Genomic DNA, 21,490 nt, shown 5'->3' on the forward strand with positions numbered 1-21,490 from the left:
GTCAATAATTACTAGATTACTCGTTCACTATTGAAGTTCAAAGGTGGTAAAATCATTTCTCGTGTTAGGAAGCTCACACCCTTGGCTTCCCTCTCTGTAAACCGTAAAAATGATTCCGTGTCCTTATCGTTACTTTTTCGTTCATGTTTATTTGTTAACTCATTATACTCGTATAAACAACAAAATCAATACTATTTTTTAATTATTTTTAATTTTCAATCCCTAATTCAATAAAAAAACACACTCATCCCTAGGAAAGGGACGAATGTGTTTTCGTGGTTCCACCCTTGTTCCAATCCAGACTTATTTCCTTCTAGATTGCTCAAGTTCAGATAACGGCTGATTCCGTCAATAATTACTAGATTACTCGTTCACCATTGAAGTTCAAAGGTGGTAAAACCATTTCTCGTGTTAGGAAGCTCACACCCTTGGCTTCCCTCTCTGTAAACCGTAAAAATGATTTCATGTCCTTATCATTACTTTTCGTTCATGTCTATTTGTTAACTTATTATAGTTATCAACTTTTTAAAAAGCAAGCCTATTTTTACTAACTATTTTCAATATCATTTTTTATTATATTTCACAATAACATTTTACAATTGCCGCTCGATTTACCTATTTTGCTATTTCTCCATTTTGTAAATCAACAGTTCATATATAAATATCCCATTCTAAAATACGTAGATATTCACCTTACAAAGATATATTAATAAAGTTTTTTAATACAATCTTTTCGTATAACTTTCTTCTAAAGAACGTGCAACATCTTCTTCTGAAGCATTCACTTTCGCATGCTCCAGCAACATTTTTGCTGCTGAAGGTAATTCTTTTTTATTTAACCAAAATTCTGAATCCCACATCTTAGAACGAATAAAAGCTTTTGCGCAATGAATATAGCATTCCTCTATTTCAACAACAATTCCAAGTAACGGATTGCGTCCATTTGCCTGCATTTCTTGCAAAATTTCTTCATCGTTTGTAATGAATGCTCGGCCGTTTATTCGGAGTGTCTCCCCAAGACCAGGGATCAAAAAGAGTAACCCTACGTGCGGATTTGAAATAATATTCAAAATGGAGTCTATACGACGGTTGCCTGGTCTTTCTGGAATAATAATTTTATTATTATTTAATACGTATACAAATCCAGGTGCGTCTCCTCTCGGCGAAGCATCACACTCTCCTAATTTATTTGCAGTAGATAATACTAGAAAAGGAGATTTAGACAGAAAATCTATGCAATGATGGTCTAATGATGAAATAACTTTTTTCAAAGCTCGCTCACTTGGTCGCCCCAATATTTTTCGTAACTCTTCCTCTGTTGAAATAATCGATTTTATTTCCTTATTCTCTATCCCCACTTATACTCACCCTTTTTCTTTATTTTCCCAAAATTCAATACAAATATTGTATAATAAAATTTGCAGAAAGGGGAATTTAAATGACAGAGTGGTTAACAATATTTGATACTGAAAGAAATATACTTGGGAAGAAATTACGTGATGAAGTGCATCGTGACGGTGATTGGCATGAAACATTTCATTGTTGGTTTGTAGAAAAAGATGCTGAAGATATGTTTTTATATTTTCAATTACGCTCTAAAAATAAAAAAGAAGCTCCGAGTATATGGGATATTACTTCAGCTGGACATATTATGCATGATGAAGATGTACAAATTGGCGGTCTTCGTGAAATTGAAGAAGAACTAGGACTTTTCTTTCAAACTACCGATTTAGCATACAAAGGTATCTTTAAAATAGATTATGAAATTTCAAATCTTACTGATCGTGAATTTTGTCATATGTATTTTCACAATGTCATCAATACACTTTCATTTGCACCAGGTGAAGAAGTAGACGATGTGATGAAAGTACATGCAACTTCTTTTCTACAACTATTAAAAAGAGAGATTTCATCTTTTACGGCTATTTCTGTTTTAAGAAATAAACCGATAACAATAACATTTGAAGATATTTATCCATATGATCTTGCATACTATGAATTTGTTATAGAAAAAGGAAAAGACTTACTAGAAAATCATAGTTTATAAATAAAATAGGACTCCCATTTTAAAGTACTTGGGAGTCCTATTCTTTATAGTGGATGATTGACAATACCCGACCGATTTAAATTCCAGTTTATTTTCTCTCTTTCGATGTTTGGAACATACTTGGCAGCGTTACAAAGCGTGCCCCTTTCGTTTTTAACTGCGGAATAATTTTGTCTAGTGCCTCTACAGATCCTTGCAAATGCCCACCTGGAGTCGAATGCTGGAGTATGACACTGCCAGGAAATGAATTCCCTAACACATTATTTGTAATCGTATCAGCGCTTACTCCTTTCCAATCAACCGTATCAACACTCCATTGTACAATCATAAAATTTTGCTCTGTTGCCCACTTCAATTGATTTTCAAGTATTTCACCGTATGGCGGACGAATAAATTTCGGTGCATAACCAGCTAAACGATTTAATATTTCTTCGGTTTTCATAATTTGATTACGGTACTCAGCATCATTTACTTTCGCTAAATTTGGATGGCTATACGTATGATTGCCAATTACATGCCCTTCATTCGCAATACGTTTTACTACATTCGGAAACTTTTCTGCATTTTCACCAAGCAAGAAGAAAGTCGCCTTCACATTATGTTGTTTTAACTTATCTAAAATTTCCGGCGTAAATTCTAAATCTGGTCCATCATCAAATGTAAGAGCGACTTCCGCTTTATTGTACGGCCCTGAAAATGCGTACGCATATTTTTCGACCCACGAAAATGGTGTCCACGATCCACGCTCATATGCTTTCATTTGTACTGTATATTTTTGAGGGATATATGTGTATGGCAATGAGCTCATATAGTCTCCATAATAAAATGAGTGATATGGCATATAGGCGTACGAAACATCTCGTTCTAGTCCCCATTCATATGGGGCAAACATTTCTGACGAATAAAAATAATACATGATAAAAACCTCCCTAAAATTTCATATGTGATTCATCTGCACTTTGTTAGAGAAATTATTATTCATGAACAAAAATAAGACTGTCCATAATTAGGACAGTCTTACTGCTTTATACAATTAATAAATCGATGCACTATCTTTCGGCAAAGCTTTTACATGTTTTAAATAGCTCGTCACTCTGTCATCATCACCTTGCGGGTATTGATACCCATATGTGTTAGCAATTTCATTCGCTACTTCCCTAAATAAATTACCCATGACAAAGAATGACTCCCATATGTTTTCATATTCTGCATTAGAAAAAGTTCTTTTAAATTGCTCCCACATATCTTTTTCAATATATTGCTCGAAATGCTTCCCAAACTTTCCTGCATTACCTGTAAAGTCTGTTTTCATACCAATATGCCATTCTAGCATTACGATGAACATATCTCGTACTGGACCATCAAGCATCCCTTTCGCATAAGAAAGTTCTTCTCTCCATAGTCCTTTTGCCACATTCGTACTACACCACCAAAATTCATTACAGCAATCTAAAAACTCTTTTTCTGTAGGCTTTTTTATTAAGTAATCTTTATCGCTTGCTGGTGGAAATTCAACAATACAATTATCTTTATCAAGAAGCAGTTTACTTAAACTATCTTGTCCAACAAACTTATTTATCAAATCAAATGGAACGAGCGTTAAATCAATTCGATTTCCATCCATAAACTGCATTAAATACGGAAAATTCCCGTCTTCGTCCGCTGGAATTAATGACATTTCTTCTGGCATTTGTACAATCATTATTTCTCCAAATCTATGAATCCAATTATGATTAGACGTAAAAGATTGTATATCATTTACAACATACATAATATCATAGTCTTGAAAACAATCTCTTTTCACATTTGGATTTACACGTGATCCATTCATGATAACTGCTCGGATTCTTTCATCCTCTTTTGCTGTATTTATAATTAAGTCTAACATTTCTTTTTCAGTTCTCATCTATTCCTTACCTCCAATTTTTATATAAACTTATATTTCCAAGTATGTTGGAGGTCCACGAGGTAGCTGTGTTGTACACGATACATGTTATAATTTTTGAAACATCTTTTTACCACCTTCCGTCATTCTTTTACGACTACCATTACAAACCCATCGTATCCTTTACTTCCGACAGTTTGAAGCGCAGTAGCACTTACACGTGGCTCTGCAGCTATTAATTCATAGAAGCGACGTATCCCTTGTACGCGAGGATCGTTACTCGTATTGTCAATAACTTCTCCTTCACGTACTACGTTATCACCAATAATTATAGTACCAGGGCGTGATAGTTTCAGTGCCCATTCAAAATAAGTAGGATTATTTTGTTTATCGGCGTCTATAAAAATAAAATCAAATGGTTCATAATTCTCATTTTCGATTTGCTGTAAAGAATCTAAAGCTAATCCTGTTCGCACTTCAATTTTATCATTCAAATTGGCACGCTCAATATTGCTACGTGCAATTTCAGCATGCTTTTCACTTGCCTCCAATGTAACAACTCTGCCTCCTGATGGCAATCCCCTTGCAAGCCATACCGTGCTATATCCGCCTAGAGTACCAATTTCCAAAATGTTTCGAGCTCCTTGAATTTGTACTAATAGTTGCAAAAACTTCCCTTGCGTTGGCGATACATCATGTGCTGGTAAATTAGCTGCAGCGTTTGCTTGAAGTACTTCTTCTAATGTAGAATCTTTCGGTATTAATACATCACTCACATATTGATCAACAGCCGTCCATTTCTCAATCGTACTCATGTAAATACCATCCCTTTCAATACTTTTCTACTATTCACATATTATTATACCGAAAATTATGTCTCATAAACAAAAATAAAGAAGGGACATCTACTCCATTACAGAATAAATATCCCTTCTTTTGTTTATGAAATTATCCCTTACGGATTAGTAGACCAAAGTCCTGCTGATTTAATAAATGTACGTTTATTTAATTTCAGCTGCGCTACGATAAACTCTGCAATATCTTCTGCTTGCATTACTTTATCTGGATTTCCATCAGTTAACCCTAAATCTACAGCCATATCAGTTGCTACTGTACTTGGAGTTAAAGCTGTTACACGAATATTATGCTTGCGAACTTCCATCGCTAACGATTCTGTTAAGCCAAGAACACCAAATTTAGAAGCACTGTATGCACTTGTTACAGGTGCACCTTTTTGTCCTGCTGTAGATGAAATGTTAATAATATCACCAGATTGTTGTTCAATCATACTTGGTAAAGCTGCACGAGTTGCATAGTATACACCCATTAAGTTTACTTGAATGATTTTCTCCCAATCAGCAACGTCTAATTCTAAAAACTTACCGAACTTAGAAATACCAGCGTTATTAATTAAAATATCGATAGATCCTAAACCATTTTTTAACGTCTCAATCGCAGTAGTCACTTCTTCGTATGAAGAAACATCAGCAGTCGCAATAACAGCTTTTACGCCTTCTGCTTCTACTTCTTTCGCTACAGCTTTTAAGTTTTCTTCTGAACGAGCTAAAAGACCTACATTTACGCCCTCTTTCGCTAATGCGATTGCTACAGCGCGACCAATTCCTCTACCTGCTCCTGTAATTAAAGCATTTTTACCTTGTAATAATTCTGCCAAGTATAACACTCCTTAATCATCTCAGTTATGTATTATATTAAAATTGTATCTGTGTTTATGTAAAAAGGCAATGATGCACTTTCATGTGCGTAGGTTACTTATAGGTAACTATGGAAAGTTTTTATTGATAAGTCTCATGTTTTTGCCATAATTCATGTAAAATAAAAATAAATCCAGCATAGGAGAGTGTATGTGTATGAAAAGAAAGAAATGGTTCTTGTCACTAACTGCAGTCGGACTATGTATCATATTTTTGGCTATGTACTTTATATTTGGTAATCCACTACATTATAAAGTAATAGAAAAAGATACTAGCGACTATCTCTATACTATACAAGGCTATAAGCAAAAAGAAATACAAAGCATAACCGGAAAATATACTCCCATTTATAATATCGGCTATTATGCAGAGGTAGTATATAAAGACGAACCTTATTTTACATACTCTTATACATACGATAATAATAAGAAAATAATACAAGACAACGGCATTTTAGGAAGACATACTGAGTCATTTAAAAATCTTAATTTAAACTGGTCATTGTTTGACAAGTTAGTAGACGGTATCCATACTAACTTGCAAGAAAGAGGTTTAAGCGAAAAGAAAGATTATTCTATACGCTATGTTCAATTCATTGATATCGATGATGATACAAACGGTGCAGAAGCATATGTTGACTTTAAGAAAGATAAAGAATCAGATTATTCATACCGTATGAATGGCCAAGGAACAGCTTATCAATATAGTTGCAGTAACGGGGAATGTATTTTTAAAGAAAAATAGTGTTAGAAGATATCCTCCTAACACTATTTCTCTTCATAATTCGAAATACACACAATAAATTCTGTTCCATTCCCTTCCTCACTCTCGACTTTTATTTCTCCTTGATGAAGGTCAAGTACCTTTTTTACAATGGCCAAGCCTAAGCCACTTCCTCCATAAGCACGATTGCGTGAAGAATCTGCTTTATAAAAACGTTCAAAAATATGTTGTTTCTGTTCTTCTGATATACCAATTCCCGAATCGCGAATACGTACTTCCACTACTTTCTCATGTTTTTGTAACTGGATTGTAATTGTGCCGCTACTTGGAGTAAATTTAATACTATTATGAATTAAATTAATCCAAACTTGACTCATACTTTCTTGGTCAGCAGTTATATGCACTTTTTCTAAACCAAGGTCTAATTCAATTTCTTTTTCAGCCCAGAGCGGTTCACTATTTAATACAATTTGTTTTAACTGTTGATCTAATCGATAAGTCACTCTTTCTGGTGTATACTCTTCTGACTCTAAAAGAGTTAGTTTAAGTAAATTTTGACTTAGTTTAGATAATCTCGTCGTTTCCGTTTCAATAATGGTAAGATAATGCTTTCGTTTTTCCTCGGAAAGATTGTTATCTTGTAGTGCTCTAGCAAATCCTTTTATAGATGTTAATGGTGACTGTATTTCATGAGAAACATTCGATACAAATTCCTGGCGCATTTTCTCCATCGCATTCAGTTCATCTGTCATATCATTTATACTTTTTACGAGTACACCAATTTCTCCATCATACTTTTCTTCATTTCGTATTTTTACGGAGAAGTCTCCTTTTGCAATTTTTTGTATCGGTTCAATAATAGTCCAAATCATTGCCTCTCGTTTTGGTCTCATTAATATCCCAATCAATGTCCAGATAAGAACAATAAATACAAAACCGACCATATCACTAATTAGAAAGGCCACAAACGACGATACGTTTACTTCAAAAGCATTCAATATACTAGTTGCTACATAAAATGCGATAGACCAAATTATAGTGAGAAAAGAAAAAAGCGCTAATACCGCTCCCGTTACTTTCAACATCTTCAACTTACTCATTCGTTTTCTTTTCCTCATTTACTTACCTCTAAGCGATACCCTAATCCTCTTATCGTTTTAATACTAAACTTCGACTTCTCTTCTTGAAACTTCTCACGTAGTCGATTAATATGAACGTCTAGTGTACGTTCATTCCCTTCAAAATCATATCCCCATACATCTTCAATTAACTGCTCTCTCGCACAAGTTCTTCCTGCTTTAGAACCTAAAGTAAAGAGCAATTCGAATTCTTTTAGCGGTAATGTGACTGTTTGTTCTCCAATTATAACTTCAAATGTTTTGCGATTTAACAGTACATTTCCAACTTGAATCGATTGCGATACTGTAATTTGGTAACGTTTCAGTAGTGCCTTAACTCTCACTACTAGTTCTATCGGATCAAATGGTTTTACAAGATAATCATCCGTGCCAAGGTGAAATCCTTTTACTTTTTGAGACGTTTCCCCTTTCGCAGTTAACATCAAAATCGGAATATCATAGTACTTCCTTAATTCAAAACATAAATCGAAGCCATCCATATTCGGCATCATAATATCAAGAATAACCATATCGACTTTCACTTCATCTATTTTCCGAAGTGCATCTAGTCCATCAATTGCTTCATATGTTTGAAATCCTTCCCGCTCTAAAAAAACAGAAACAAGTTCTCTAATATGCGGATCATCGTCCACTATTAAAATGTTAGGTATCAAAGAAACCATTTCCTTTCTAATTCGCATCCTTTATAATACGCCCTCTTTAATTTTCAATTGTTGCGTTGCAAACTCACGATACATATCATGCGTCTGTAATAATTCATCATGCGTACCACTTCCTGTAAGATTTCCTTTTTCAATAAAGATAATTTTATCTGCATCTACAACAGTAGAAAGTCTATGTGCAATAACTAATGTTGTTCTGCCTTTCATTAAGTTATTTAACGCTTTCTGAACGACAGACTCTGATTTACTATCTAGACTGGAAGTTGCTTCATCTAACATAAGAATTTGTGGATTTCGAAGTAACGCTCGAGCAATTGCAATTCGCTGTCTTTGCCCTCCAGAAAGCTTCACACCACGCTCTCCAACTTCTGTTGCATATACGTTTGGCAAATCATGAATAAATGCATCAACATATGCCATCGCTGCTACTTTTTCAATTTCTGCATCAGTCACTTCACCCTCAACACCGTAGCAAATATTATCACGAATCGTTCCATCAATTAACGGACTATCTTGTGATACGTAACCGATTTGACGTCGCCATGATTGCAATGAATAACTCGTAATTGAGTCTTTTCCTAATTTAATGGCACCGCTAGTTGGCTCGTAAAAACGTTCTAATAGTGAGAATAACGTCGTTTTCCCGCTACCACTTGGTCCTACAATCGCTGTTACTTTTCCTGATTCAATTGTGAAATCAATATTCTTTAAAACTTTCTCTTCTTCGTTATACTCAAAATGTACATTTTCAAGAACGATTGGCTGCTTAGCATTTGTGACTTTCACACCAGTTTCATGATCTTCTACTTCATATTCTAAAATTGTATTAATTCTTTCCGTTGCACCAATTGCCTTTTGGAATTGTGTAAAGAACATAGATAATTGACTCATCGGCATTATAATTTGAACTAAATATAAAATAAATGCTACTAGTTCTCCTGTTGTTAATGCACCGCTAGAAACTCGCATTCCACCATACCCTACGATAATAACAAGTAATGCCATTAAAACAAACGACATAACTGGTGAAATTAACGCTTGCACTTTTCCCTCTTTCAAGCCAAATTGTAATAGCTTTTCAATACCTTTATTTCCAGTTTCATATTCCTTTTTTTCTGTGTTCGAAGATTTCACTAAACGAATTTCTGATAACACTTGTGTTAATACACTTGTAAAAGAAGCCGTTTCATCTTGAAGTGCTTTTGAAATCTTATACATTTTTCGTCCAAGTGGAACTAAGATGAGTACTGATAACGGAATAACCGTTAAAAGTAAAAGTGTCATTTTCCAATCTAAAACAAATAGTACAATTAATGATCCAACAATTGAAATACCGCCTGTTAATAAATTTGACAAATGCTCAGAAATTAACGTTTTCACAACTCCTGTATCATTTGTCATACGGCTAATTGTATCGCCTGTTCTATTTTGATCATAATAAGTTACCGGTAAAATAAGCACCTTTTTCCACAAACGTTCTCTCAGTCCAGCTACAATCTTCTGTCCTATATAATTTAGTAAATATATAGACAATCCCGCGGCTATAGTTTGCATAATAAAGAATGCAATTAGCCCAACAATTTGTCCTGTACTAATTGACGAAAGTGAAAAATTATCTACTAAGCCCTTCGTTAACATCGGTATAAATAAACTTGCTCCAGTAGAAAGTAAACTCATTAATAACGCAAAAGCAAGAATCCCCTTTGGAGGATTTGTATCTTGAATAAGGTGTAAAAACTGCCTCCAGCTCCCTTTTTTCTCCATCTCATTTCTAACTTCCATTTTTGTTCATCTCCTCGTGTTCAACCAAACTGTTCTTTCTAAAAGTAGAATACAATACAAATGTAAACTGAATGTAAACACACTTTTTCTGTTTTTACAAAATATACATACAAACGCATCTTTACAACAGATATAAACATCTGATATTATTACCTGGTACTTAATATTATTCTATGTGAATTATAGATAACTAATTTACAATACTGTATAAATCTCCCGTTATTGAAAGGAGTATCCTTTTTGCAAACAAATATACATTCCGAAAAGGAAACAATCATTTTTATTCATGGATTAGTCGGCAATCGTCGTGCCTTCAAAAAAGAGCATAAGCGATTTTCCGCCTCTTACAACATTATTACTTATGACTTATTAGGTCACGGCGACGATAAAGGAGAAGCTATCGAATTTTCATTACAGCGCCTCGTAGATCAACTATTGAAATTATATGAAAAAGAAGGTATTACAAAAGCTCATATTTGCGCTCTAAGTTATGGCTGTTATATCTCTACAATTTTTGCACAAATGCACCCAGAAAAAGTATTAAGCATTTGTCATATTGGTGGACATTATAATAATCCATCCCTTTTATATAACGTATTTCAAAAATTTTGGGAGAAGCGCGGAGACGAATACTCTAAATGGCTCTCTCAATATGCAAATACCATTTTTCCAAGTGGCATACTAAAGGCAAATCCGTTCGCAGTCATTTCAAGAAATATTTATTACCGTTTCGGATTGCAATTACATTCATCAATTATTTCCCAATCATTACGGCATCGTTTAGAATTCGATTTAAAATCTAAATTAAAATCACTTCCCCACCCTATATTATGGGTAATGGGTGAACATGATCATCTCTATAAATCTTGTCTTTTTGATTTAAAGTCCGTTCTTCCTAACGTTTTATATAAAGAAATACCGTTAGCAGGACATGCAGCAAACTTATTTCGTCCCAACTACTTTCATGACCTATACGCTCGATTTTTAAATGGGAAGTTACAGTAAAAACTACTACATTCCCAATTTACTCAACTATAAAAAGGCTTCCCAAGTTTCCCTGGAAAGCCTTTTCTCTATACGAAAAGTATATAAACTACTTTTTCTTAGTATGCTTTTGTGTAACCTAACATGTGCTTGCTCCAGTAAGAGTTACTTACAGAACTAATACGTACACCAGTTGCATCAGTTTCTGCACTAATGAACTGACCGTTTCCTAAGTAAACACCCATGTGAGAAGGACCTGATTTATAAGTATTTTGGAAGTATACTAAATCACCTGGTTGTGGATTGCTAGTTTTTGTTTTAGAGCTCCAGTATCCAGCAACTGTTTGACGAGCGCCTTTATGACCAGTTTGATTTAATACGTAGTGAATGAATCCACTGCAGTCAAAACCAGCAGGTGTTGTACCAGCAGTTCTGTATGGTGAACCATTTAATGATCTAGCGAATCCAGCGATTGAAGATGTATCTCCACCTGTTGTTGGTTTTTGTACGTCTTTACCTGGTTGTTGAACGTTATTTGTAACGTTGTTTACTCCGCCTTTTACAAACTTAACGAAGTCTGCACTTACGTAACCTGTACGGCCGTTATGGTTAATTTTGTACCAACCATTTTCAGCGCCAGTAACGTTTAATACTTTACCTTGTGTTACGCCACCGATTACAGCGTTGTATGTAGCTGGGCCTGTACGTACTTTTAAAGCACCAGTGTTAACAACATAAGAACCACCAGTTTGAACTGTAGTAGTATTGTTGTTTGTAGTTGGTTGTTTTGTTTCGTTAGATACAGCAGAACCACCTTTTGTTACGAAGTCTTTGCTTACGTATCCAGTTCCACCATTGAAGTTGATTTTAAACCAATCTTGTACTTCTCCAACAACTTGTACTGTTTTACCTTTATTTACAGAGCCTAATACTGTATGAGATGTACTTGGGCCTGTACGTACGTTTAGTGAAGAAACGTTTACTGTGTAAGTACCAGTTCCTTGTTGAACAGTAGTTCCTGTTTTACCACCAGTCGTTACGAAATCACCACTTACATAACCAGTTTGACCGTTTACAGTTACTTTGAACCAACCGTTTTCTTGTCCAATTACTTGTAGTACTTGACCTGATTTCACTTTAGAAATAACGTTATGTCCTGTACCAGCACCTGAACGTACATTTAATACATCAGCTGTTACCGTGTATTTTAATTCAGAAGTTGTTTCTACCTTTTTTGTTTCAGTTACAGTCGTTTGAGTTTGAGTTTGTCCATTAATTTCTTTTAGCGCCTCATTTGAAACTTGTGCCTGAGCAGAATCCATACCTGGAACTGCAACACCCACTACAGAAGCTGCTGCTAAACCTGCAATTACTTTTTTCATAAGTTGTCTTTACTTCCTTTCCCTACTATCCTCTTAAAAAAACTTATAAACTTAATACATTACAATATTATCAAAGTAAAATATTCATTAAGTTCCATTTTTTAACAAGAGTTTTATTTTTCACACAGAGTTCATTTTAAATGAATGAAGTGAATTCCGTGTGAACTTCATGTGAACTTTACCATTAAACTTATTGTTTTTGCAATGCTTTTTTCAATTCTCTTATGTATTTCATTGAAAATTCGACATTTCATTCATTATCTTAATATACATTTTCTATCCACTTTGAAAAACTCTATTCATCGAATCCAATGCAAAGAATGTATTTTCTAGTAAAGTCCCTTACATAAAGCATACTCTTATCATGACAAAAAATGCTTTTTTAATCAATAGTATAATATTTTCAGAAAACTTTTTTTGATACTATCTATCACTTATAAAAGATTTGACGATTTGTAAGATTTAACTTCAAAAATTCTGTTCTAATTTGGCGAAAACACACACACCACTGCCTATTTTTCACTAACTATGGAATTTATAGGATATTTATATTATCATATATATAGTGGTATTTTAACCAATACAAATTTTATTTACCCTACACTGAAACCTATGGAACTTTTACAGGGCGGTACATTGAATTTTGAGATGGAAGTCTTATTGCCCGCAAATAATGGGATTAAAAAAGGAGGTATATTTATGAAAAACATAATAGATGATCCTATAAATAAAAATATAGAATTGTACTCTGCTTTTTTTCAATTCGTTTCAATTATTACCTTACAAAAAATATCAACTATTGAAACACGTAAAAACGAATTAAAAGATCAGATGAAAAATTCCTATCAAAAAAATCCTTATTACTTATAAAAGGTGAACAGGTTGTATCCCTGTTCACCTTTTATCTCGCATTATTTATAAATTTTCACACGATTTTCTAAAGGTTGGTATTCTTTTTCACCTGCAGGTACCACCGGTTTACCAAACGGCATTTGCGCAGTAAGTTTCCAGCTTTCTGGAACTTCCCATTCTTTTCTCACTTCTTCATCAATTAATGGATTGTAATGCTGCAATGTAGCACCAAATCCTTCAATTTCTAAAGCTGTCCAAATTGCAAATTGTAACATTCCTGAGGATTGCTGTGACCACGTTGGGAAATTCTCTTTGTATAATGCAAAGTTTTCTTGCAGTTCTTCCACTACTTGACTGTCTTCAAAGTATAAAACCGTTCCATAACCACTTTTAAATGCATTCATTTTTTCTTCAGTAGATGCAAAGTTATTTTCAGGTACAATTTTTCGTAACGTTTCTTTCGTAATATCCCATAACTTATCATGTTGTTCTCCTAGCAAGACGACAACGCGGGCGCTCTGAGAGTTAAAAGCTGAAGGTGTATGTTTTACAGCATGATAAATCACTTCTTGAATTTTTTCATCAGAAACTACTTGCTCTTTACTAATCGCGTAAATAGATCTTCTGTCTTCAATTGCTGTGTAAAAATCTTTTGCCATCATAATTCCCTCCAATTTTCATTTGAGGCTTTTTCATATGTATACATCATGTTCCGCCTCTTAAAACTTATCATTAATAAGCTTCTAACTTTATACTATCAACAAACAATAATAAACTCAAATAATAACACTCACATTTTTTACCTTTTACTTCCTAATACTAACAATAAAAAGGCAATTTATTGTTACCGATAATAAGTAACAACAAATTGCCTTGCTTATATGATGATCCAACTCAGTATTTCACTTAATTAACTAAGCCAAAAGCATAAGACATTAGCTTGTTCGTCTCTGTAAAACGCTGCGTTTTACCTTTCGTTCCCATTACAACAGTAATAATACGAGTATCACCTTGTTTTGCTGTACCCGTAAAACAATACCCCGCGCTATCTGTAAATCCTGTTTTTAATCCGTCTATTCCTTCTATATATAAAGCTTTATTATTTTTGTTTAACATATCATTTGTACTTACAACATTAATATTATTAAATGCTAACTGACTTTGACGTAAGTGAGTCACTTCTAATATTTCTGGATAGTCTTTTATTAGATGATACGCCAAGTTTGCTACATCAGCAGCTGTCATCTTCGTCTCACTTCCATCAGGTTCTTGTAGTCCTGACGCATTTGCGAATTTAGCATAATCCGACATTTTTAACTGCTTTGCTTTTTCATTCATAAGCTGAACGAAATCTTTCTCCGTCTTAGCCATATGTTCTGCTAAAGCCACAGCCGAATTATTTGCCGATTCAATCATTAATGCATGGTACAAATCTTTAACAGTTAATGTGTCATTCACTTGGACTGGGATTCTCGCACCCTCTGTTTGTGCCGCTTTCGCACTCATTTTCACCGAATCTTCCCAGCGAACTTTCCCATTATGTACATTTTCTAATAGAAGGTACGCTGTCATCATCTTAGACATACTTGCTGGCGCAAAAGCTTCTTTTTCATTATGTTGATAAATAACATCTCCATTACTCGCATCAATAATCATAGCTGCTTTTGCATCAATTTCCGGTGGTATGTACTTTGGTGGCACTACTTTTTCAGCTAATCCTGTTTTAGGTAGTTCTGCCACCTGTAAAGGTTGTCCCTCTATATTTGTTGCACTCTTTTGAGTTCCTTGGAATAAGAACCAACATATCCCTAAAATAATGACTACTAGGATCGTCAGCCTTCCCCATTTTAACCGCTTCATTTCAAAACTCCTTTAGCAAACCTTTTATACACTCACGTTTAACCATAACAATAATTACTTTATATCGTCAAGGTAAAAAGCATATTTATTCATCTAATACATTTATGTTACAATTAAAATACCGAAATATAAGAATATTCAATGTTATATTGTCGTAATTTAACTACTTAATAGAAAGGATTCTTACGATGCTACTTCCAAAAACATTAAAATACGGAGACACAATCGGTATTTATTCGCCCTCTTCACCAGCAACCTACACTTCTCCTAAAAGATTTGAACGAGCGAAATCTTATTTACAACAGAAAGGATTTCACATATTAGAAGGTTCACTAACAGGTCGATATGATTATTATCGCTCTGGCAGTATACAAGAGCGTGCCGAGGAACTGAATGCTTTAATAAGGAATCCTAATGTATCTTGTATTATGTCAACAATTGGCGGTATGAATTCCAATTCCTTATTACCTTATATTGATTATGATGCTTTTCAAAATAACCCTAAAATAATGATTGGCTATTCAGATGCAACAGCTTTATTGCTAGGGATTTATGCCAAAACAGGAATCCCTACATTTTACGGTCCGGCACTCGTCCCCTCCTTTGGAGAATTTGAGCCTTTTGTAGATTATACATACAATTATTTTGTAGAAACATTACTACATGATCAATCGCTTCCTTACAACATAAAACAGCCTTTATTTTGGTCAGATGAATTTATGAATTGGGAAGTGAAAACGAAAGAAAAAGAACTTAAACCAAATAATTGGATTTCCGTAACAAATGGACAAGCTACTGGACGTATTATTGGAGGGAACTTAAATACAATAGAAGGAATTTGGGGTAGTCCTTATATGCCATGTATTCAAAATGGGGATATTTTATTTATTGAGGATAGTTCAAAAGATGCAGCTACTATTGAAAGAAGCTTTTCATTACTTAAAGTTAACGGCGTATTTGATAAAGTTTCAGGTATTATTCTTGGAAAACATGAGCAGTTTGATGATTGTGGTACAAATCGCAAACCTTATGAAATATTATTAGAAGTACTGCAAAATCAAAGAATTCCTTTATTAGCTGACTTTGATTGTTGTCATACCCATCCGATGATCACTATGCCGATAGGTGCTCAAGTGAACATGGATGCAACTAATAAAACAATACATATTTTAGAACAATGGAAGATATAAAAAAACACTTATATTATAGGAAGAAAATATTATAAACTTTTCCATTAGAAAACATAAAAAAGCTCCGTTCATCACAAACGGAGCTTTTTTATTATTGTCCTAAATTTTGAACCTTCTCTTTCAAATCACGAACTTGATCAATCGTCTGCATAAGCTCAGAGTTTTTAAATTGCTCTACATCCACTTTTCCTTCTTCTATCTTCGTCATTGCCGTATCAATTAATGTATTTAACTTTTCGTTATATCCGACGATTTGCTGATGAAGATCCTTTGCTACATCAGGTGGTGTTAATTCATTGAAAGCGGGTATATCTTGTTTAATTTCACTAAGCTTCGTTTCTAACTCTTTTCGAGCTTCGCTATCATTAACAGCCTTTTCAGCTAATGCTGGTGCATCATTTGCAAATGCACTTATTTCATTTACATAGTCTGTCGCTTTTTGAGCATAATCTATGGAGTTCTTTCCTTGCTCTACTAGTGAACATCCCATTAAACCAATTGAAACTATACATACTAATAAAATTGATTTGATTTTCATTTTAGACTCCCTTCGCCTTTATAATTGTCTGCAATTTTCTCTATGCATAACTTCTAGCTAAATTACTTATAACCTTTTTCAAATAGCTATTTACCCTCTTACATGCCCTATTATCGTTACAGCATCTATTTCTATATTTACGCTAATAATATCTTCAATTATATCCATATATCCTTGTCCTATAGCTGTTCCATAGTGTAATGTAAGCCCCTTCTTTTCATACACTGACTTTGGCACCGAAAAAATAAACCTCCTCAAGTTACTTTCATCAGCTGGTTCCATAATTAAAACAATCCCATCCTCATCAAACATATATGCTCGCCCTCCAACTTTACATTCACTATGGCTCAGTATTGCCTTTGTCAGCTAAATTTAAAACATAATAAGTTAAGATACAACTTTGCTGTATCTTAAAAATAAAAAACATTAATTCTTTTTTGTTAAGAATTAATGTTTTTTAAAAAATCATTTTCTGACTCTAGCATCTTTTTTTGACGAGGTTTTATTTTTTTTACGGGAACTCCAGCATAAATATACCAATCATCTAAACTCTCCTTTACCATACTCATCGCACCAACTGCTGTGCCTTCTCCTACAGTTACATTTGGAAAAATAATAGAATCAGCACCAATAATCGTATGCTTTTTTAAAATAACTTTTCCTGTTTTCACATTCCTATATTGATTCGGGACAGTTGGCCCCATTAATGTATTTCCACTGAAATCATCTAGTACTGCATATACGATTGTTTTAGCTGAGATATTTGCAAAGTCATACATTTCAATCCCAACTTCCCCTCCATATAACGCTGTATACGCTGATATATGCGAATAACTTCCAATTGTGATTTTACCACTTAAAATACAAAAATCATCAATTCTTACATTATTACCAACTGATATAACACCTGGATTATATATACTTGCTTTTTTACTAATCAATACATTTTTCCCAACAGATAAAAATCCAATTTTCTTTAACTCTTCTTGACTATAAAAACTATTCATCTGCCGACACCACCTTCTGCCCTAAACAGATTACAATTTGTTCTACTATTTCTTTCGTCATTCCTTCCCATAAAGGTAAACTTACTATTCGTTTGGCTATTTTATTCGTTTCTATTAAATCTGTAGACTTATAAGTTCTAAAAAGAACTTGTTGGTGGCATGATGGTGAAAAGTATAATCTAGCTTCTATTTTCTGTTTTTTCAGTTCTTCTATTACTTGTATGTTGTGAACTTCTTCCGGACAAAGAATAGGCATAAATTGTTGAATAACTGCTTCTGTCTTTTGGAGTTTCCATCCTTTTTTCATTAATCCATTACTTTGTAACAATTGTTTATACCATTCAGAAATACGGGTGCGTTCTTTTAATTTTTGATTCCATTTTTTCATAGTCGCAATCCCAACAGCTGCCGCATATTCAGACATTTTACAATTAAACCCCATCATCGTACATTCACGATTTTTATCAAATCCGAAATTACCCATTCTTTTAATACGTTGTATATCTTCTTCCTTTTTACTATATATGAGCCCTCCTTCACCAATTCCGAACGGCTTTGTTGCATGAAAGCTATATACGATCATACCACTAAAATCCTGACCGTAATGCATACTTCCATTCATTAACCCAAATCCCGGTGCCGCATCTACGACAACCGGAATACCCTTTTTCTCTAATTCTTCATATTTTTCTAAGTCCATCCATGATCCAAAAGTTGCGTACGGGACAACAATCGCAACCTCTTCTTTTAATTCTTCAATCTTATCCCAAAGTACTGTTTTATCCATATACCAATCATCTATTGAAATATCAATAAAATAAGGTTCCAATCCACACCAAATAGCCGCTAATGGAGTCGCAGGGAATGTAAAACTAGGCATGAGGGCATATTTTCCTTTTCTTCTTTTCTTAAGTTGAATAGCGGCCATTAACCCTAATGTTGCGTTTGCCACCGTTGTAACAGCGCCCCTGTTCTGAAAAAATTCCGACATAATTGTTTCTTCAAAACGTTGATTTATAGGTCCATAATTCGTATATATGTGAGATGTATCTATTTCCTTCAATTCGTCCAAATACTCAATTACAGGTACAGTTGAAGCACGCAAAAAAGGAATATTCTCCATATCTATCTATTCCTTCCTATCATTTTCGGACAATATAGAGCGTATCTGTTTCAGATAATCCAAATTTCCTAGCACTTTTCATTCCTTTTCTTTCAGCTACGTTATATAATTCCACCTTAAACCCTGCATTCATTAATCGTTGAATGAATCCCGATTGATTATAAATTCTCACATGATCTTCTTGACCAAAAGCTAATTTTCTCAATTGTGGTGTTACAATTAATTTATTTTCTATAATAGAATCTACATTCATTACGATTGGTACTTGAATAATTCCCCATCCATTTGGCTTTAATACTCTATATAACTCTCGCATTGCTTTGCCATCGTCAAGAACGTGTTCTAATACATGGCTACATAAAATTACATCAAAAGTATTACTATCATATGTAATGCTTGTAACGTCAATTTCCTTCATTAATGGATCCTTTGGTTCTATATCCCCACATACATACGTAATATTTTTATACTCGTTAAACCAATCTCTTAACTTCTCTTCAGGTGCAATATGAAGCATAGTGTATTCTCTACTTAACAAGTCCGTTTCCATTTCAATGTACGCACGATACAACCTTTCACGATCCATTGAACTACAAACTGGGCATATCCCTGTATCTTTATTCCACATCTCAAATTTATATTTCGGAAAATCATAATGTGCTGGCCAAGGTGAAAATTTTTCAAATTGCTGATTGCAATATTGACAATAACAAGATTCTTTCTCAAACATATGAGCGACTAGCTTGTTTAACCCTTTTTTTATCTTTTCATTATAAATTTGATCTAGTTCCCCATTTCTTACCGCATCCTTAACTATAAATCCCGCATTTTCTAAACAATAAGATAAACTCTCTTTATAATCTCTCTCAGAACTTAAAAATCCACTATTATATGCATCTATAATTAATTCAATCCACTCTTCTATTGTCATTAAAATAAAATGTATTTGTTTTTGATTTTGTCCACTATGTTGTCTAAAATAACTAAGAGGTTCTTGTATATAAACTACTTTTCCTTTCCTCATCATATCTAGCCAAGTTGCAATGTCATTAATAGAAGAATAAGCCTTTCCTTTAAAATACCCAAACTTCCCTTCAAACAAATCTCGATTAAACAGAACAGTTGTCGGCTCACCAACTATATTTTTTAAATTTTTTAATATGTAATTTCCTAATTCTTTTCCTTCAAAAAGTGTAGTTTCTTTCGCAATTTTCATATTCAATGTTGAGGGTGGTAATATCTCTCCATTCTCATCAATCAGTTCACGATATGACGTCACAAATGAAATATTTTCTAACGTCAAAAAGTATTTCATCATTCTCTCGATCTTTTCATGATGAAATAAGTCATCATCTAATAAAAAGTTTATATAATCCCCGTTCGCAAGTTCTATACACTTATTAAAGTTTTCAGCAACTAACGGAGTTTCATTTTTAGCATATGTAATACACTCATATTCACGTAAATACGGTTGAATCATAGCATTAACTTCATTATTTGTACTGTCGTCAGAAATAATAATTTCAATATTTTCATATGTTTGATTCAGTGCGCTATTGAGCGCTAATTCCAAGTAATAAGGTCTATTGTACGCGGGAATAAGTATACTTACTTTTGGTAAAGGAGAATTATTATTTATATGTTGTTTTTTCTTTTCTATGTTTATTTTCTTTCTCCTAATTTTTTGATAATAGTCTAATGTATACAATATCGATGATGGAACTATCCTCCTTGCATAATCTAGAAAATTAGTTATCGCTTTGTCTAATTCTTTTTCGTCGGATAAGAAACCATATTTTTTTCCTGCTATAATACTATGTGAAAAATCTTCTAACCCATCCATCATTTTATTAGATTCATTTAACTGTTGATCTGGATGTAATCGAAAGTAACTAAGTGTCTCTGCTATATATACTGCTTTTCCTTTACTTAATAAAGATAACCATGAAGCTATATCTACGTTACATAGATACCGCCTCTTATCAAAAATCCCATACGGTTCTTGTAAATCATTTTTACGAAATAAAACTGTTGTCGGTTCTCCGATATAATTTTTTTGATCCACAATTACCCTATTTGCTAATTCTGTTCCCTCTATAATCGTATCCTCTTCAAATAAACGGACAGTTGAATAAATATGTCGTAGTTCTTGCCCTTTATCATCAATTACTTGGCGATGAGATGTTACAAGCTTAATTTCATTATCTAGATCATTCAAAAAATACTTCATCATTTTTTCAATTTTATTCAAGTGAAATATATCATCATCCATTAAAAAGTTTACATACTCACCGTTCGTTTCATTAAATAACATTAGCGCATTTTCAAATTGTCCGAGAGTTGACCTGTTTTTTATATAAATAATATTTGAATGATTACATAAGTATTTTTGTAACACCTTTTCTGTTTCGTCATTCGTACTATCATCTCCAACTATAATTTCTATATTAGGATACGTTTGTTCTAACACACTACATAACGCCTTTTCAAAGTAGCGAGGTCGATTATACGTAGGAATTAACACACTTACCAACGGAAGTTGATCTACCACCTCTACAGTTCTTTCAATACGAGTTCTCATTTTACTCTCTCACCTCTTCG

At 33.7% G+C, this 21,490-nt stretch carries 21 protein-coding genes and 1 other annotated feature; of the genes, 5 read left to right on the forward strand and 16 right to left on the reverse strand.

Annotation, left to right across the window (positions count from 1 at the left end; genetic code table 11):
- Positions 1 to 254: 254 nt before the first annotated feature.
- Positions 255 to 486 (reverse strand) — a binding site (T-box leader).
- Between the two features lie 233 nt (positions 487 to 719).
- The gene (locus DT250_RS17685; RefSeq protein ID WP_088608616.1) at positions 720 to 1,358 is read right to left on the reverse strand and encodes a pyridoxamine 5'-phosphate oxidase family protein; all 639 of its coding nucleotides are present in this window, start codon (positions 1,356 to 1,358) and stop codon (positions 720 to 722) included.
- Between the two features lie 80 nt (positions 1,359 to 1,438).
- On the opposite strand from DT250_RS17685, the gene DT250_RS17690 reads away from it, so the two are divergent.
- Positions 1,439 to 2,047 carry an NUDIX hydrolase gene (locus DT250_RS17690; RefSeq protein ID WP_149213432.1) on the forward strand — a complete coding sequence of 203 codons (609 nt, stop codon included), beginning with the start codon at positions 1,439 to 1,441 and terminating at the stop codon, positions 2,045 to 2,047.
- An 88-nt stretch (positions 2,048 to 2,135) separates the two neighbouring features.
- Here the strand turns inward: DT250_RS17690 and DT250_RS17695 are convergent, their stop codons facing one another.
- The 4 genes from DT250_RS17695 to DT250_RS17710 all read right to left on the reverse strand — a co-directional run bounded on the left by DT250_RS17695 (position 2,136) and on the right by DT250_RS17710 (position 5,607).
- On the reverse strand, positions 2,136 to 2,963 hold the full coding sequence (locus tag DT250_RS17695; protein ID WP_149213433.1) for a peptidoglycan-N-acetylglucosamine deacetylase: 828 nt from the start codon (positions 2,961 to 2,963) through the stop codon (positions 2,136 to 2,138).
- Between the two features lie 117 nt (positions 2,964 to 3,080).
- Positions 3,081 to 3,953 (reverse strand): aminoglycoside 6-adenylyltransferase, encoded by an 873-nt coding sequence (locus DT250_RS17700; protein WP_149213434.1) that lies wholly within the window; start codon positions 3,951 to 3,953, stop codon positions 3,081 to 3,083.
- A gap of 122 nt (positions 3,954 to 4,075) precedes the next feature.
- Positions 4,076 to 4,747 (reverse strand): O-methyltransferase, encoded by a 672-nt coding sequence (locus tag DT250_RS17705; RefSeq protein WP_098856698.1) that lies wholly within the window; start codon positions 4,745 to 4,747, stop codon positions 4,076 to 4,078.
- Between the two features lie 140 nt (positions 4,748 to 4,887).
- A complete protein-coding gene (locus tag DT250_RS17710; protein WP_000818985.1) occupies positions 4,888 to 5,607 on the reverse strand; it encodes a 3-ketoacyl-ACP reductase in 720 nt (239 codons plus the stop codon).
- A 196-nt stretch (positions 5,608 to 5,803) separates the two neighbouring features.
- Between DT250_RS17710 and DT250_RS17715 the strand changes: the two genes are divergently transcribed.
- Positions 5,804 to 6,391, forward strand: a complete 588-nt coding sequence (locus DT250_RS17715; RefSeq protein WP_149213435.1) for a DUF3139 domain-containing protein — start codon at positions 5,804 to 5,806, stop codon at positions 6,389 to 6,391.
- A gap of 23 nt (positions 6,392 to 6,414) precedes the next feature.
- Here the strand turns inward: DT250_RS17715 and hitS are convergent, their stop codons facing one another.
- From hitS to DT250_RS17730, 3 genes are read right to left on the reverse strand one after another with little or no spacing between them, the layout of a single operon-like run.
- Positions 6,415 to 7,488 carry an envelope stress sensor histidine kinase HitS gene (gene hitS / locus DT250_RS17720; RefSeq protein ID WP_149213436.1) on the reverse strand — a complete coding sequence of 358 codons (1,074 nt, stop codon included), beginning with the start codon at positions 7,486 to 7,488 and terminating at the stop codon, positions 6,415 to 6,417.
- On the reverse strand, positions 7,485 to 8,162 hold the full coding sequence (gene hitR / locus DT250_RS17725) for an envelope stress response regulator transcription factor HitR (RefSeq protein ID WP_218951295.1): 678 nt from the start codon (positions 8,160 to 8,162) through the stop codon (positions 7,485 to 7,487). Before hitR ends, hitS begins: the two co-directional genes overlap by 4 nt.
- A gap of 30 nt (positions 8,163 to 8,192) precedes the next feature.
- Positions 8,193 to 9,953, reverse strand: a complete 1,761-nt coding sequence (locus DT250_RS17730) for an ABC transporter ATP-binding protein (protein ID WP_149213437.1) — start codon at positions 9,951 to 9,953, stop codon at positions 8,193 to 8,195.
- 240 nt (positions 9,954 to 10,193) lie between these two features.
- On the opposite strand from DT250_RS17730, the gene DT250_RS17735 reads away from it, so the two are divergent.
- Positions 10,194 to 10,958, forward strand: a complete 765-nt coding sequence (locus DT250_RS17735) for an alpha/beta fold hydrolase (protein ID WP_088063066.1) — start codon at positions 10,194 to 10,196, stop codon at positions 10,956 to 10,958.
- A 98-nt stretch (positions 10,959 to 11,056) separates the two neighbouring features.
- Here DT250_RS17735 and entFM read toward each other — a convergent pair whose 3' ends face one another.
- Positions 11,057 to 12,319 carry an enterotoxin EntFM gene (gene entFM, locus DT250_RS17740; protein ID WP_098221780.1) on the reverse strand — a complete coding sequence of 421 codons (1,263 nt, stop codon included), beginning with the start codon at positions 12,317 to 12,319 and terminating at the stop codon, positions 11,057 to 11,059.
- 699 nt (positions 12,320 to 13,018) lie between these two features.
- Here entFM and DT250_RS17745 point away from each other — a divergent pair.
- Positions 13,019 to 13,189, forward strand: coding sequence for a hypothetical protein (locus DT250_RS17745; RefSeq protein ID WP_048543210.1), 171 nt, complete (start codon positions 13,019 to 13,021; stop codon positions 13,187 to 13,189).
- 41 nt (positions 13,190 to 13,230) lie between these two features.
- Here the strand turns inward: DT250_RS17745 and DT250_RS17750 are convergent, their stop codons facing one another.
- Positions 13,231 to 13,833 carry a nitroreductase family protein gene (locus DT250_RS17750; protein ID WP_170968397.1) on the reverse strand — a complete coding sequence of 201 codons (603 nt, stop codon included), beginning with the start codon at positions 13,831 to 13,833 and terminating at the stop codon, positions 13,231 to 13,233.
- Between the two features lie 244 nt (positions 13,834 to 14,077).
- Positions 14,078 to 15,031, reverse strand: a complete 954-nt coding sequence (locus DT250_RS17755; protein WP_149213438.1) for a D-alanyl-D-alanine carboxypeptidase family protein — start codon at positions 15,029 to 15,031, stop codon at positions 14,078 to 14,080.
- Between the two features lie 188 nt (positions 15,032 to 15,219).
- On the opposite strand from DT250_RS17755, the gene DT250_RS17760 reads away from it, so the two are divergent.
- Positions 15,220 to 16,221, forward strand: a complete 1,002-nt coding sequence (locus DT250_RS17760; protein WP_149213439.1) for a S66 family peptidase — start codon at positions 15,220 to 15,222, stop codon at positions 16,219 to 16,221.
- A 91-nt stretch (positions 16,222 to 16,312) separates the two neighbouring features.
- Here the strand turns inward: DT250_RS17760 and DT250_RS17765 are convergent, their stop codons facing one another.
- The 5 genes from DT250_RS17765 to DT250_RS17785 all read right to left on the reverse strand — a co-directional run bounded on the left by DT250_RS17765 (position 16,313) and on the right by DT250_RS17785 (position 21,470).
- The gene (locus tag DT250_RS17765; protein ID WP_087982909.1) at positions 16,313 to 16,759 is read right to left on the reverse strand and encodes a DUF6376 family protein; all 447 of its coding nucleotides are present in this window, start codon (positions 16,757 to 16,759) and stop codon (positions 16,313 to 16,315) included.
- A gap of 90 nt (positions 16,760 to 16,849) precedes the next feature.
- Entirely contained in the window at positions 16,850 to 17,071 is a 222-nt protein-coding gene (locus DT250_RS17770; protein ID WP_087982911.1) for a hypothetical protein, read from the reverse strand.
- 128 nt (positions 17,072 to 17,199) lie between these two features.
- The gene (locus tag DT250_RS17775) at positions 17,200 to 17,766 is read right to left on the reverse strand and encodes an acyltransferase (RefSeq protein WP_149213440.1); all 567 of its coding nucleotides are present in this window, start codon (positions 17,764 to 17,766) and stop codon (positions 17,200 to 17,202) included.
- Positions 17,759 to 18,889: an aminotransferase class I/II-fold pyridoxal phosphate-dependent enzyme gene (locus DT250_RS17780; protein WP_088063063.1), complete on the reverse strand. Its 1,131-nt coding sequence runs from the start codon at positions 18,887 to 18,889 to the stop codon at positions 17,759 to 17,761. Before DT250_RS17780 ends, DT250_RS17775 begins: the two co-directional genes overlap by 8 nt.
- Positions 18,890 to 18,908: 19 nt before the next feature.
- Complete coding sequence (locus DT250_RS17785; RefSeq protein ID WP_149213441.1) at positions 18,909 to 21,470, reverse strand: glycosyltransferase; 2,562 nt, start codon at positions 21,468 to 21,470, stop codon at positions 18,909 to 18,911.
- Positions 21,471 to 21,490: the final 20 nt, after the last annotated feature.

Source organism: Bacillus sp. AR2-1, assembly GCF_008368755.1.
GTDB lineage: Bacteria > Bacillota > Bacilli > Bacillales > Bacillaceae_G > Bacillus_A > Bacillus_A wiedmannii.

What these genes read in the sequence shown, in the direction of transcription:
- DT250_RS17690 (WP_149213432.1), top strand. Translation starts at nt 1,439, where the DNA reads ATGACAGAGTGGTTAACAATATTTGATACTGAAAGAAATATACTTGGG.
- DT250_RS17695 (WP_149213433.1), bottom strand. Translation starts at nt 2,963, where the DNA reads ATGTATTATTTTTATTCGTCAGAAATGTTTGCCCCATATGAATGGGGA.
- DT250_RS17700 (WP_149213434.1), bottom strand. Translation starts at nt 3,953, where the DNA reads ATGAGAACTGAAAAAGAAATGTTAGACTTAATTATAAATACAGCAAAA.
- DT250_RS17705 (WP_098856698.1), bottom strand. Translation starts at nt 4,747, where the DNA reads ATGAGTACGATTGAGAAATGGACGGCTGTTGATCAATATGTGAGTGAT.
- DT250_RS17715 (WP_149213435.1), top strand. Translation starts at nt 5,804, where the DNA reads ATGAAAAGAAAGAAATGGTTCTTGTCACTAACTGCAGTCGGACTATGT.
- hitS (WP_149213436.1), bottom strand. Translation starts at nt 7,488, where the DNA reads ATGAGGAAAAGAAAACGAATGAGTAAGTTGAAGATGTTGAAAGTAACG.
- DT250_RS17730 (WP_149213437.1), bottom strand. Translation starts at nt 9,953, where the DNA reads ATGGAAGTTAGAAATGAGATGGAGAAAAAAGGGAGCTGGAGGCAGTTT.
- entFM (WP_098221780.1), bottom strand. Translation starts at nt 12,319, where the DNA reads ATGAAAAAAGTAATTGCAGGTTTAGCAGCAGCTTCTGTAGTGGGTGTT.
- DT250_RS17745 (WP_048543210.1), top strand. Translation starts at nt 13,019, where the DNA reads ATGAAAAACATAATAGATGATCCTATAAATAAAAATATAGAATTGTAC.
- DT250_RS17750 (WP_170968397.1), bottom strand. Translation starts at nt 13,833, where the DNA reads ATGATGGCAAAAGATTTTTACACAGCAATTGAAGACAGAAGATCTATT.
- DT250_RS17755 (WP_149213438.1), bottom strand. Translation starts at nt 15,031, where the DNA reads ATGAAGCGGTTAAAATGGGGAAGGCTGACGATCCTAGTAGTCATTATT.
- DT250_RS17760 (WP_149213439.1), top strand. Translation starts at nt 15,220, where the DNA reads ATGCTACTTCCAAAAACATTAAAATACGGAGACACAATCGGTATTTAT.
- DT250_RS17765 (WP_087982909.1), bottom strand. Translation starts at nt 16,759, where the DNA reads ATGAAAATCAAATCAATTTTATTAGTATGTATAGTTTCAATTGGTTTA.
- DT250_RS17770 (WP_087982911.1), bottom strand. Translation starts at nt 17,071, where the DNA reads ATGTTTGATGAGGATGGGATTGTTTTAATTATGGAACCAGCTGATGAA.
- DT250_RS17775 (WP_149213440.1), bottom strand. Translation starts at nt 17,766, where the DNA reads ATGAATAGTTTTTATAGTCAAGAAGAGTTAAAGAAAATTGGATTTTTA.
- DT250_RS17780 (WP_088063063.1), bottom strand. Translation starts at nt 18,889, where the DNA reads ATGGAGAATATTCCTTTTTTGCGTGCTTCAACTGTACCTGTAATTGAG.
- DT250_RS17785 (WP_149213441.1), bottom strand. Translation starts at nt 21,470, where the DNA reads ATGAGAACTCGTATTGAAAGAACTGTAGAGGTGGTAGATCAACTTCCG.